The organism is Chryseobacterium sp. II3a, assembly GCF_057815135.1.
Genome location: NZ_JBYPZJ010000002.1, coordinates 728,933 through 742,239, shown reverse-complemented (window position 1 = coordinate 742,239; position 13,307 = coordinate 728,933). Strand labels below are relative to the sequence as shown.

At 37.5% G+C, this 13,307-nt stretch carries 9 protein-coding genes and 5 tRNA genes; 4 read left to right on the top strand and 10 right to left on the bottom strand.

The genetic code is table 11. From position 1 onward, the window contains the following. Positions 1 to 367 precede the first annotated feature (367 nt). The 5 genes from AC3HD6_RS08055 to AC3HD6_RS08035 form a co-directional block, all read right to left on the bottom strand. Positions 368 to 5,170, bottom strand: coding sequence for a DNA repair ATPase (locus tag AC3HD6_RS08055; protein WP_488895866.1), 4,803 nt, complete (start codon positions 5,168 to 5,170; stop codon positions 368 to 370). Positions 5,171 to 5,343: 173 nt separating this feature from the next. Next, positions 5,344 to 7,365, bottom strand: a complete 2,022-nt coding sequence (locus tag AC3HD6_RS08050) for a flotillin family protein (protein WP_488895865.1) — start codon at positions 7,363 to 7,365, stop codon at positions 5,344 to 5,346. A 112-nt stretch (positions 7,366 to 7,477) separates the two neighbouring features. Beyond that, the gene (locus tag AC3HD6_RS08045; protein WP_488895864.1) at positions 7,478 to 8,134 is read right to left on the bottom strand and encodes a hypothetical protein; all 657 of its coding nucleotides are present in this window, start codon (positions 8,132 to 8,134) and stop codon (positions 7,478 to 7,480) included. Between the two features lie 3 nt (positions 8,135 to 8,137). Beyond that, the gene (locus AC3HD6_RS08040; RefSeq protein ID WP_488895863.1) at positions 8,138 to 8,839 is read right to left on the bottom strand and encodes a PspA/IM30 family protein; all 702 of its coding nucleotides are present in this window, start codon (positions 8,837 to 8,839) and stop codon (positions 8,138 to 8,140) included. Between the two features lie 19 nt (positions 8,840 to 8,858). After that, positions 8,859 to 9,254 (bottom strand): YbjN domain-containing protein, encoded by a 396-nt coding sequence (locus AC3HD6_RS08035; protein ID WP_488895862.1) that lies wholly within the window; start codon positions 9,252 to 9,254, stop codon positions 8,859 to 8,861. A gap of 126 nt (positions 9,255 to 9,380) precedes the next feature. Between AC3HD6_RS08035 and AC3HD6_RS08030 the strand changes: the two genes are divergently transcribed. Further along, a complete protein-coding gene (locus AC3HD6_RS08030) occupies positions 9,381 to 9,989 on the top strand; it encodes a helix-turn-helix domain-containing protein (protein WP_488895861.1) in 609 nt (202 codons plus the stop codon). Positions 9,990 to 10,259: 270 nt separating this feature from the next. Here AC3HD6_RS08030 and AC3HD6_RS08025 read toward each other — a convergent pair. The 5 genes from AC3HD6_RS08025 to AC3HD6_RS08005 all read right to left on the bottom strand — a co-directional run bounded on the left by AC3HD6_RS08025 (position 10,260) and on the right by AC3HD6_RS08005 (position 10,851). Next, positions 10,260 to 10,343 (bottom strand) — tRNA-Leu (locus tag AC3HD6_RS08025). A 49-nt stretch (positions 10,344 to 10,392) separates the two neighbouring features. Then, positions 10,393 to 10,477, bottom strand: a tRNA-Leu gene (locus AC3HD6_RS08020). A gap of 122 nt (positions 10,478 to 10,599) precedes the next feature. After that, positions 10,600 to 10,683 (bottom strand) — tRNA-Leu (locus tag AC3HD6_RS08015). A 6-nt stretch (positions 10,684 to 10,689) separates the two neighbouring features. Beyond that, positions 10,690 to 10,765, bottom strand: a tRNA-Gly gene (locus AC3HD6_RS08010). A gap of 4 nt (positions 10,766 to 10,769) precedes the next feature. Then, positions 10,770 to 10,851, bottom strand: a tRNA-Leu gene (locus AC3HD6_RS08005). Between the two features lie 179 nt (positions 10,852 to 11,030). On the opposite strand from AC3HD6_RS08005, the gene AC3HD6_RS08000 reads away from it, so the two are divergent. The 3 genes from AC3HD6_RS08000 (at position 11,031) to AC3HD6_RS07990 (ending at position 12,989) form a co-directional block, all read left to right on the top strand. Next, entirely contained in the window at positions 11,031 to 11,408 is a 378-nt protein-coding gene (locus AC3HD6_RS08000) for a DUF3127 domain-containing protein (protein WP_045492249.1), read from the top strand. Between the two features lie 62 nt (positions 11,409 to 11,470). Continuing rightward, the gene (gene aat, locus AC3HD6_RS07995) at positions 11,471 to 12,124 is read left to right on the top strand and encodes a leucyl/phenylalanyl-tRNA--protein transferase (RefSeq protein ID WP_068941288.1); all 654 of its coding nucleotides are present in this window, start codon (positions 11,471 to 11,473) and stop codon (positions 12,122 to 12,124) included. Then, positions 12,111 to 12,989, top strand: coding sequence for a DMT family transporter (locus tag AC3HD6_RS07990; protein WP_488895860.1), 879 nt, complete (start codon positions 12,111 to 12,113; stop codon positions 12,987 to 12,989). Before aat ends, AC3HD6_RS07990 begins: the two co-directional genes overlap by 14 nt. Positions 12,990 to 13,307: the final 318 nt, after the last annotated feature.

Here is a 13,307-nt window from a genome sequence, read left to right as displayed (position 1 = left end):
TGCTAAAGCTATGTTTAGAGGGCCACGAATTCACGAATAAAATGATTTTACGCAGCCTATAAGCCTATGTGCTTATATGGTAAAATATTAAACCACATAATAGCATAGATATTCTTGATAAAATATACGCTTGCTGAAAATCTTCGATTTTCTTGCGCCTTAGAAACAGCATAGTATTTAAAAATCTTTGCGTCCTTCGCGTTTTCCAACAGAATTATTATTTCTTTTCTCTCGCTAATTTCGCTGATTAAGCAGATGTTCATGTAAAATCTGTGTTATCTGAATGATCTGCGAGAATATTTAAAATAAAAACGGCTGCTTCAAAGAAACAACCGTTTTTATCTTTAGAAATAGAAGATCTGAAGGACTACTCCACTTTTTTCAAGGCTTCTTTAATACCTTCCAGCCCGTCTCCGAATTGAGCAAGCAAAGCTACAATCTGAGACATTCTATCGTTTTCCCCTAAGCCTTTTAGCGTTTTATTTTTAACAAAAGTCTTTTTGATCTCTTCCCAACGTTCTTTTTCGTCTTCCGAGATGACTCCTATCAGTTCTTTAAGCTTCAACATATTAGCTTCTGCACCTGTTGTTAAAGTCTGAGATTCGTTCTGATAGTGGTTCAATACAATCTGAATGACTTCATTTTCCTTTAAAATAGGCTGTATCTGAGCAATAAGCTTATTCATATTACGGTAAGATCCCTGAAGTTTAAAGGGCGGTTCATTCCTGTAATCATCGGACATCGCTGCGGAGGCAATGTATTCTTTGTTAACTTTCAGAATCATATTTCTAACCAAAATGGTATTTTTCAGTACTGCCCTAAAGTCTGATATTTCATTGGAGCTGAAATTCCCTTTCAGATTGTCTGCGGGATTATCTGTTAACACACAGTCATACAGCTCATAAAGGTTCTCCATACCCGGATGCGTAAGTCTAGTCAGATATTCGTTAGACATCAGGGAATTTTCGATCAAACTTAAATCAAAAAGATCTGTTTTTGAACCTGATATTTCGCCCAGATTGTAGGTATCTGAACGGTTGGCCAGCATATCCGGGATTTTAAACTTCTCACCGCTTTCCGTATATGGATTTCCTGCCATGACCAGACAGAATCTTTTTGAACGCAAATCGTATGTTTTACTTTCTCCATTATAGATTCCTTCAATCTTTCTCTGCCCATCTGCCAAGGAAATGAATTTCTGAAGGAATTCAGGATTACAGTGCTGAATATCATCCAGATACAACATCACATTATCTCCCATTTCCAAGGCAAGATTCAGTTTTTCGAGTTCTTGTCTTGCCCCTGCGTTTTTAGCTTCTGCCGGATCTGTAGAAACGATGTCATAGCCTAATGAAGGCCCATTGATTTTCATAAATACCAATCCCATACGTTCTGCCATATATTCCATGAGGGTGGTCTTTCCATACCCAGGAGGAGATACCAAAAGAAGCATTCCCATTCTGTCTGTCCTTTTATCAGAACCAACAGTTCCAAGCTGTTTGGCAAGGTTTGCTCCTATTAAAGGGAAATAGACATCATTAATCAATTTATTCCTTACAAATGAGCTTAAAATCTGAGCATGGAAAGTTTCCAGTTTCAATGCTTTTTTCTTTTCATTTACCCAGCTGTATTTCAATTCCTGAAGTCGTTTGTATTTCGGAACGGTCACTGTATTGAAATGATTCATTCGGGAAACAAATTCAAAGTAGTTAAGATGATACTCTGCATCCTTTTCAAGGGACTTCAGTTCTTTTATCGCTACTTCATAAGTGATTCGGCGAATATTTTTCGGATCAAACTTTTGAGTGATGACAAATGCGAGAACCTCATGTATAATCTCTTTGTCCGCATTCGGATCAAAAGCCTGCAATGCCCCTTCTGCAATATAATAACATGCTGAAGGATAAGAATACATAGCCTGTATTTGAGCGAAAAACTCCAGATCTTTTCCTTTTTCCTTAAGCTCTTTTAAAAATAAACCATACAGTGCTCCTGCTTTTTCTGAGATCAGGAAGTTTTCTTTGTCTTCCTGTTTCAGGTATATTGCAGCGTTGATATAATCTGTCTCTATAAAAATACCATTTATCGATGCAAAAGATTTCATCTCTGCAGCCAATTCCTTGCTTAGGTATTCAAATACCTGTTTTACAGCAAAAGATTGAGCAATAATAGTGGCTGCTTCAAATTGCTTGGTATAATATTCTTTTCTTTCCATATCCAGGAAAAACCAAAATATCTGCGCCATAGCTCTTTCCTCTGTGGTAAACCTCATCAATCCCAACTCATTATGCATTTGCTGTAACCTTGTTACAATGAGCTGAGCATCTTTATCATGAATTCCTTTTACCAACCCTTCTCCAAAATGCTCGGCAGTAAACTGTTGAATGGTCTTTTCATTTTGTTCTTCTGTTTCTATTTCTTTATGATTTGAAAATACATTCCAGGCAAGGTATTCAAATCGCTTTACCTTGGTGTTTTCTGAAACAAATTCCTGGTTCCAGACTTCTTTGAACTCATCAACTGTAGGAAAGTTCAAAGGTTCATAGAAGCTTGTTCCGGTAAGATGGTAGTAATACTGCGCATTCCTCAGCACAAGAGTAAGATCCAGTTTCTGCTGATTGACTGCAAATTTATAATCTCCTAATGCGATAATGCTTTCACCATCTACATAGATCTCTTTTTTATCTTTAAGCTTTCTTACGGATTCCTGCTGACAGGTTTTTAAAAGGGTTTGAATTTCTTCACTCTTTGCTGAATCTTCCAGCTCTGTCAATTGCCTGGCGAGATCTCTCACTTTCTCAACCATCAGGTCTGAAACGAAATAGCCATTGATTTCATTTTCAGAGTCAAAGGACTCCGCCTTGGTCTGAACGGATTTCAGGATTCTTTGGGCTGCATCAAAGAGACTTTGGGTTCTTTTGTTTCTTGATTCTGTAAGCTGTACTCTTTTATTCTGGAAATGTCCGTAGACTTCTTCTCTTTTGGCTCCTATCTGCTGTATAAATTCATCAAAATCAATAAATTTAGTCTCCATTTCTTCTAATTGAATGGAAAGTTTAGTCAGATATTCATCACATTTCTCCGGTGTTTGAGAAAGCTCCAGGAAATTAATCACAGACTGATCAAATAAGGTAATCTGCGCCTGGAAATCAGAAGCCAGTTCTTTTCCTGAGATCTCTCGTTTCCTTTTGCTGAGCTCAAGTCTTTCCTGATTCAATCTTGCAAAGATCAAGGAGATATTTTCAATGATCTGGGTAGATTGTGAAGTATCTTCAATTTTAAGATTATTGACAATATCTACCAGCAACTCCAACTGTCCGGATAATGTGCTTATGTTTTCATCGATGGTTTTAGCATCAATAGCCTTTTCTAATGCTATAATATCCTCCGAAATGGTCTGTGCTTTCTCCTCATAAGGCAATAAAGCTCCTTCCTGCAGCAGAAAATCTACGCAGGCATTAGAAAGTTCGGTATAACGGTCTGAAAGCGCTTTTTCAAGAGAATCCAACAGATTTACATCTGCATATTTCAGTTCTCTTGCTCCTGTAACTTCACCTCTTAAAGCTCTTATCTGTGAAAGAGCATCAATATATTCTGTAAGCTGAGCATAATGAACCCTTTTTGTATCCTCAAGGATCTTATCACAAACGTGTTTTATTTTTTCTAAAGCTTCTTCTGTGTTTTTCCTTTGATCAACTACTTTTTCGTATTCATTGATTGCCGAATGGGCAATTTTCCGGATTTCTTTAAGGGGCTGATCCAGTTTCTGCACTTCATTCTCACCCAAAAAGTAATAAGTATCGAGAATAAAGGTGGAAAGCTTTACAATATCATCGTATAATCCACTGTAAGAATCTTTTTTATTCAGAAGGGTGATAAGCTCCTGGCTTTCTGCCATTACTCTTACAATATCTTTATTTCCGATCTTGTAAATCAGACTATCCGCTTTTTCAGCATTTGGCTGTAATTCTTTCGAAAAAGGAGTTTGCCAGATCTGAGCGAGATGATGCTTCGTAGTTTCAATACTATCTCTAAGATATATTAGTTTTCCATCATTAAGAAGTGAGAAACCGCTGCAACGGATAGGCGTTTCTATCGTTTGGGTAATGATATTATAGGAGATCAGCTGATAATTATTTGATTTATCATCATAGAAAACATATAAGAAGTTCTCTCCGTTGGGCTCTGTAACGGTTTTCAGATAATACAGTCTGTTCTGATCCTGTGAAATCACCTTTAACCCACCGGTTTGAAGAGCATATCCGTTTGAAAACAGTACTCCCTGATTTTCCGGGAGTAATAACCCGGAGTATTTGAGCGCATCAGCTCTTGAAACCGTCTTCTCTTTATGATTATAAATGAAATAGCGTTCTGTTTCCTGATAGGGCTTTATTTTAAACAAGACAAGGTTATCCAAATCACAGAAATGGATCTCGGCATCATCGAGATTCTGATCTTTATGGATTACATCTTCGGAATAAATTCCTTTTCCGGTATCTGTATTATCTTCAATCTTAATGGTGATATCTCCACCGATACTTTCCACGAAAACCTTATCGGCAAGGGAAATATGTGGATGTTTTCCGGATCGCTGCATGTCTCTTGTCGCTTTCGTCCATGCAAAGCCATGCTGTGGCGGATATGCAGTTTCTGAAGCACTTCTTGAATCTACATAAATAAGCTGATTGTCTTTGATCAGCCATTTGAATGCTTTAATATCTGTAGTGCTTTCCGAAAGCTGGAAAACCATATATAGGTAGTTCTCTGTAAAAGTAAATCTTGCAAAGAATGTATTTCTGTAATATTTGTAAAGGTTTTTAAACTCATCAATAAAGACCTCGTCACTGATCAGGTCATAATCCTGAGGTTCAAACCTGTTTTTATTGATTCTATAAATGGAAAAAACGTCTGAAATATTAATTTCAGTCTGTAAGCCTAAATGAGCATTGGAACCAAATATTAAATAATCTCCTAATGAATAGATATCTTTGGCTATACAGTTATGGTCTGTGGAAATCCTTTCATTAGCAATCAACGAAAAATCTATTCCACCGAAGATATTTTTACGATCTTCATTAAGCTGCTGAAGCCTTTGAATAAGGTCATTTTTCTGCTCATTCAGACGATTCTGAATAATTTCGTAGGTTCCTGAATTAAGTTGTTCTGACATAGTGTTGGATTAGATGGTTAAGGCTGTGTTCAACAGCATATCTTTGTGTAGAACTTATTATACTTTCATCTTCATGTAAACCTTATAGGTTTTGAAAACCTATAAGGTTTGTCATGCAAACAGTCAATCTATTTTATAAATTGATTATCAATAAATTAACTGTTTTTCATATATTAAACATGGTTATTGTTTACTGGTTTATGTTCTACGCCCATATGTCTGGCCATGTCAAGGGCTCTTTCCAGAATTCCTTTTTCCTGTTGATTGGCTACACCGTTCAGTTTAAAGATCAGGGAGGCGATACTCATATTCTTGATATCGTCTGATGAAATATTGTATTTGTCTACCATTCCCATTACCTTGGCAATGATATTTTCACCGTCACCCAACAGGTTTTCTCTCACCATCTGTGCATTTTCACTATGGCTCACGAATTTATCCAATCCTTTTCCTGCTGAAACCTGGCGGATTACATTATCAAAGAATGTGTTGTCACCTCCTACGATATCGATCTTCGCTGTTTTGAATGCTTCTGCCAATACCAGAGACTGCGCTTCTGCAATATCTTTCTGGATAGCAATTTCAGCTAACTCCACTTCTTTTTCTTTATTCAGTTTCAGACGGAATTCTTCGTGATCTTTTCCTGCATCGTTCAGCTTCTTCATCGCTTCTGCTTTTTCATTGATTCCTGCCGCTTCTGCCAATGCTTTTTCTTTAATCACTTCTGCCTGTGCAATTCCTTCTTTCTTCACTGCTTCAGCCTTTTTCTCAATGACTACCGCTTCTACAATTCCTTGTCTTTCCGCAGCGTCTGCTTTTGCGTGCAGCACCTGAGCCTCAGATAAACCTACAGTAGCTTCTTCTTTTGCCTTAGCATCTGCAATGATCTTACGGGCTTCTGCCTCTTTCTCTGCAGCGTCTCTCTTCGCCTGTGCTTCGATCACATATTTCTGAGCATCTTTTTCTGCGGCCAGCTTACGTGCTTCTGCTGCTCTTGTTTCTTCAATTAGCCTTTTCTCTGCTTCCTGAGTAGCGACTGTAATTTCAACCTGTTTGTTTCTTTCAGCGGTTTTAAAAGCTTCAAGATCTTTAATTCCCTGCTGTTCTTCCACTACTGTTTTCTCCATGGTCAAACGTTCGCGGATCGCATCCTGAATGCTTTTCTTTTCTATTTCTATCGCTTTCTCTTTTTCAATCTGGGCAAGGGAAACAATTCTTTCTCTTTCTGTAGCTTCTAAGGCTTTGTCTTTTAATACTCTTTCTGTTTCTACAAGATCTGCACGTTCTTTATTTTTTGCAGCAATAACAACCTGGCGAAGTTTATTTTCTTCTGCAATCTGAAGCTTTTCTTCTGTTGCAATACGAACGGTTTCATATCTCAGACGTTCTTCTTCTTCTACTTTTAAGATTTCAGCATTTTCACGTGCTTTGATATTGGCTACTTCTCTTTTTTGAGATTCCTGCTTTTCTGCCAGCTGTTTTTCAAGCTCAAGAATAGCTTCTCTGGCTTCTACATTCTGTTTCGTAATGGTTTTTTCTTCATCACGACGAACCTGATTGGCTTTAATATTTTGCGTTGCTGTAAGTTCAGTGATTTTTTTTATCCCTTCAGAATCAAGAATATTATCTTTATCCAGTTTGTCAATAGACGTTTGTTCAAGATAATCGATTGCGCAATCATCTAAAACATAGCCATTTAAGTCTGTTCCTATGATATCAAGAATTTCCTGACGGAATTCACTTCTTGCTTCGTATAATTCAGTGAAATCAAATTTCTTTCCTACTGTTTTTAGGGCTTCTGAAAATTTAGCTTCAAAAAGTTCTCTAAGGGTTTGAGCATCGGAAGCTCTCTGGCAGCCGATTGTTTGAGCGACATTCACAATATCATCTACTGATTTGTTCACGCGGATAAAGAATGCCACCTGGATATCTGCTCTCATATTGTCTTTACAGATCAGCCCGGCTCTTCCTTCTCTTGATATCTCCAGTTTTTTCACGGAAATATCCATAGATTCCATGCGGTGAATGATAGGGATTACGATTCCTGCATTAAAGAAAACTTTTGTGCCACCATAACCGGTTCTTAAAATAACGATTCCCTGAACGGTCTTTTTATACATGGATAAAATCCAGAAAATCAACCCAATTGATGCTACTGCAACAATGATAATTCCAGCAATTAATGGTAAGTTCATAGTTTTATAAGTTTAATAGTTTATATAAATGTGTTTTTTAAAAGGTGTTGAGAAAAATCTCCAACATAGCGTTCAACATGATTAAAAATAAGCTGAGCATGGTTATTTGTTTTTAATACCTCATGGATTTCTGTACATAGTAAATGCGCTTGTCAAGGTCTTCATCTACAATCATTACTTTGGTTCCGTGTTCCAGCTTTGTTCCGTCCTGGCTTCTCACCATAAGCGTCATAGGGTCACTTCCGATAAAGACTTCCATCATTCCTATTTTATCATCCTGAATACTTGATTTCAAACGCCCTTCTCTTCCTAAAAAGGCATAGGACGCTTCGCCTTTGTGATTAATTTCCTTGAAAAAGGGGTTTAAAGGCTTTAGAATAACCTTAGTGATCAGCATTCCTGCAATGAACAGGGGAAACAGGATCAGTATTCCCGCCCATGTTGGCAGTGGAATGAAGTAGCTCAGGTAAAATGAGCCCAACCACGTAATCAATAGTGACAACGTAAGAAAATAGGTAACCGGAACAATATCCAGATTCAGAAATTTCAGGAAGTGCATCCATGCAGAAGGATCGTGATCCGGAGCATGAAAATGGCCATCCGGGACGTGAGTATCCGCCCCTACATCAAGATCAGAATGCAAACCCACATCAATATCCAGCCCAGTAATAATGGTAAATAACCAATAGACCACTGAAAGCCCCAGCAACACACTCAAAACAGTGTTCACCGGTGAAAATGCTATGTTTAAAAATTCCTGAAAGGTCATATATTAGCCTTTTTTAAGTGTTTCCTTTAATCTGTTTAAAGCTTCTTCGGCTTCATTATCTTTGTTGTTTACCATCGCGTCAATCTCTTCATCAATCGTCTTTCCTGATTTTGATAGATCAGAATAGGCATCTGCCAGCGTTTCTTGCTGTACAACTCTTTCTTTCAGTTTCTCCAGCATACTTACCGTACTTCCGGTATCCATCTGGGTCATTTTCTGATTAATGTCTTTCGTAGCTTCACTTACCTGAACTCTTGCTTTAAGGGTTTTTAATTCATTTTCCCATTTGCTAATACTGGATTTCAGATGATTGATTGTCGCCTGCATCTTTTCACATTCACTGTGAAGCTTTTCGTGTTCTTTATGCAACTGATCTGCATTTTCCTGGGAAGAAGCCTGTCTTTTTAAAGCTTCTTTGGCCAGACGATCTGCTTCTGAAGCTTCCACTTCTCCTTTATCCGCTTTCTGAACAATCACTATAGCTTTGTTGTAATAGTCCTTTGAAGTCTGTTCTTCTGTTTCCGCCTCATTTTTCTTGCGAATGGTAAGCGCTTTCAATTGTGCCAGGGATTCGATACTTTTTCCCAGTTCTTCTTTCATTTCACGGATTCCCTGTTCCGTTGCATTGATAGGATCCTCAAAGTTGTCGATCACAGAATGGATCTCTGCTTTTCCTATTGTTAATAATCTTTTGAAAATGTTCATTTTAAATATCTTTTGTGAATTACTTACTCATTTCAAGCATCTCATTAGTAAACTCTCCTACCAAAATTCCTAATGAATTGATGGAAGCCATTACTTCATTCTGTGCCATATGGTCTGTAGGAAGCGTATCTCTGAAAATCACCCGCTTTCCTGTGTTGTCTAAAACAAAAGCTCCATGCACGATATCTCTGTTTTTCTGAAGCAGTCTTCTAAAGGTTTGTTCTGTCGGATTTTTTATTTCGAAAAGGAATTGTTCCATAATAAGGATAGAATCTGAAATAATAAGGATCATATTTTTGATTCCGTTGGACTCTTTTTCAATGATTAAGATTCTCTGAGCCTCATCTTCAAGAATAATGTTAAACTCATAATCTAACAACCACTCTTTGACCGTTCTAAATATTTGATTTTTCATGCAGGTTGGTTTAGTGTTTTGCTTTTTCGCTCTACACAAATATACCATAAAATTTTCAAATTGCAAATATTTTTAGCAATTATTTATTTGAGATTCTCTATCTTTGCAAAAAAGATTAGACAAATAATGAGCTTCTTTGGAACTAATATTAAGAAAATAAGACAGGTTAGAGGTTTGAGCCAGAAGGCTTTTGCTGATTTATTTGACTTAAACAGAGGGGTAATAAGCTCTTATGAAGAAGGCCGTGCAGAACCGAAGATTGAAACGATATTAAAGGTTGCCAGTCATTTTAATCTTGATCTTGATAAATTATTGACAGAAACACTACAGGTGAATCAGTTAGCCAGCGTTTCAGACATTGACCAACTGATGCTATTCCCTGAATTGGCTATTAACGAAAGAAAAGAAGCAACACATCCAAGGACAAATAATTCTGAAAACAGTACAATTCTGCAAAAAATATTAGCATCCGTAGATTTAGTGTATGAATTTACTACAGAAAAACAGCTTCTTCCTCCGTATCATTATGGAGATATTCTATTTCTGAATAAGGCAGACCTTAAAAAAGAAACAACCAACCAGCTCCTGGAAAATATCAATGGTAATTTGCAGCATGCAACAAATACAGACAACAAGGATCTTTATAAGATTGTAGGACATGTTTCAACTGCTGAAAAGAACATATTCACAACTATTTTTGAAAGATTGGAAAGACTGGAAAGAAATAACAGCTAATTCCGGATATTCCAATCTGTTTATTTTTGCAATATAATTTTGAATACACACTGAAGCCCTATGAACACAACTCAGAAATGAAGACACCTGCAATATAAGCATTCTTCCTTCCTCAGAATGGCATCAGATGGAAAATCACAAACAGTGCCCCAAATAGTAATATATAGAGCTCTTTACGATAGTATGTAGGAGCTTATTTTTTTAGCTTATTTCAAGCACTAAGGTTATATAAACAAAAAACCCTCCGTATTCAAAATACAGAGGGTTTTGTACCCCAGACGGGACTTGAACCCGTACGTCCTTGCGGACACAGGATTTTAAGTCCTGCGTGTCTACCAGTTCCACCACCAGGGCTGGTGTGTGGTATAAAAAAAGGATTTGAAAACAAATCCTACTTTTCATATGGTGCGGATGAAGGGACTCGAACCCCCACGCCTCACGGCACCAGATCCTAAGTCTGGCGTGGCTACCAATTACACCACATCCGCTGGTTATATTGATCTGTTTTCACAGATTCAAAATCAATTCTCTTACAAATATAAGAAATTCTATTAAAGAACACTCTCTATATAAACAAAAAACCCTCCGTAACGAAATACAGAGGGCTTTGTACCCCAGACGGGACTTGAACCCGTACGTCCTTGCGGACACAGGATTTTAAGTCCTGCGTGTCTACCAGTTCCACCACCAGGGCATGGTGTGGAGCGAAAAACGGGATTCGAACCCGCGACCCCAACCTTGGCAAGGTTGTGCTCTACCAGCTGAGCTATTTTCGCATAGTGCGGATGAAGGGACTCGAACCCCCACGCCTCACGGCACCAGATCCTAAGTCTGGCGTGGCTACCAATTACACCACATCCGCTGGTTTTTTTGTATTGTAAGTTTTAAAGAGCTTGCTTCGTTTTTGTGAGTGCAAATATAGGACAATTTCCTTTACCTCCAAACTTTTCCGGGAAAAAAATTAAAATTTTTAGTTTTTTTTTCACCGGCACCTATTATTACATTTCATTTTCTTACTTTTACAACGTTAATAATTACGATATGGAATTACAAGGAACGGTAAAGAAACTTTTTGAAACTCAAACTTTTGCAAGCGGATTTCAAAAAAGAGAATTGGTTATTTTAACCCAGGAACAGTATCCACAGCCGATAAACATAGAATTTTTATCTGATAAAATTAGTTTGTTAGATAACCTTAAAGAAGGTGAAAATGTAAAAATAGGAATCAACATCAGAGGTAGAGAATGGGTTTCTCCGCAGGGTGAAACTAAATACTTCAACTCCATTACAGGATGGAAAGTAGAAAAAGTTTTTGATAATGGATCAGAACCTACTCAGGCTATGCCTCAGCAGTCTGCTTCTCCTGTTTCTAACGAGAATCCGTTTGCCGGAGATGACGATGATGATTTACCTTTCTAATTAAAGAATTAAGATCAAATATAAATCCTGCTTTCCTAAAAGTAGGATTTTTTTTCTAAAAAATGGTCCGACTAGACGAAAACGAGATTTCATTTCCCGATCCGGAAGTGTATGATGGGCATGACGGGCTGATTGCCTTTGGTGGAGATCTGTCTGTAGAACGTATTTGGTTTGCTTATCAATTGGGTATCTTTCCCTGGTATAACCCGGGAGAAGAAATCTTATGGTGGAGCCCGGATCCTAGATTTATTTTAATCCCTGATGAAATAAAGGTTTCCAAATCGATGAGAAAAATCTTAAACAGGAATGTTTTTACTTTTTCAGAGAATAAAAATTTCAGGGAGGTCATCAAAAACTGCCAACAGGCTGAACGAAAAGGCCAAACCGGCACCTGGCTTTCTGATGAACTGATGAATTCATTCATCAAGCTTCATGAATATGGTCTTGCCAGAAGCATTGAAGTATGGCAGAGCGGAGAACTTGTAGGTGGTTTTTATGGGTTACAGATTGGAAATGTTTTCTGTGGTGAAAGTATGTTTGCCAAGGTGAGCAATGCTTCCAAAGCAGGATTTATTCATTTTGTAGAAAGCAATAAAGACCAATTAGAATTAATTGACTGCCAGTCTCATACTGAACATTTGGAAAGTCTGGGCGCTAAAATGATTCCCAAGAAAGAATTTTTAAAAATCCTACACGAAAACAATGAACGCAGATAAAGAAAAATGGCTTCTTCTGGCCACCCTAAGTATTATTTGGGGGTCTTCTTTTATTTTGATCAAAAAATCACTGGATCATTTCAATCCTTGCCAGGTAGGATCTCTGAGAGTTCTTATTGCTGGGATTATTTTACTTCCGGTTGCCATTTCCAATTATAAACTTTTTCCGAAAAAACATTTAAAGTGGCTTATTTTGGCTGCATTTACCGGAAATTTTATTCCTATGTTCCTGTTTCCTATTGCAGAGACAGAAGTAAGCAGCAGCATCGCAGGGATCATCAACTCTATGATGCCTATTTTTGTTATTATTGTAGGCGCTTTGGTATGGAAATTTGAAACCACGAAGAAACAGATTATAGGAACACTGATAAGCTTTACAGGAGTCTGTATTCTGGCTTTTGGTGGTGGTGACAGCGCCACATTCAAATTGATTCCCATCCTATTGTTATTGCTGGCTACCTTATGCTACGCTTTGAGTACAACTACGGTAAAATCAAAATTGATGGAGGTTTCTTCAGTCGTTTTATCATCTTTTATATTTTCGTTTGTTTTAATTTTTCCCTCCATAATTGCCCTCACAAGTACCGGATTCTTTTCTGAATTTAGCTTTTCAAAAAACAATATGCTTGGGCTTATGTTTGTAAGTTTGCTTTCCATTTTTGGAACCGGGCTTGCCATGACCATGAATTATCGATTATTGAAAGTATCTACTCCTCTTTTCGCCTCAACGGTTACGCTTATCATGCCTATTGTAGCAATTATTTGGGGGCTCATTGATGGGGAAAAACTAACGATTATGCAATTTATTGGTGCAGGAATTATTATTGCGGGGTTGATCTTTTTAAGAAGCAATCCAAAAAAATAGGAGGCTGGAAGAAGGAGGCTGAAGGTTTATTTTAATCGTATACAATTCATTGATTATTTTCTAATCAATATTTCAGTATTATTATTTTAACACAGAGCTCTCGGAGAATTAAAAAAATATTGCTTACAAAATGTTCGCAAAGGCGTTTCACTCAGCGGTGCTCGCATTCTTTACTGAAACTGAGTACCCTTGCGCACGAAAAATGTCCATCTAATTTTATACTCCCCCACGGCTTTTTAGATTAAAACAACCACACTTCCATTCGGAGAAGTAAGATTATTTTGGTCTCTTCATGCCTTATTTTTACTTTGAATTTAC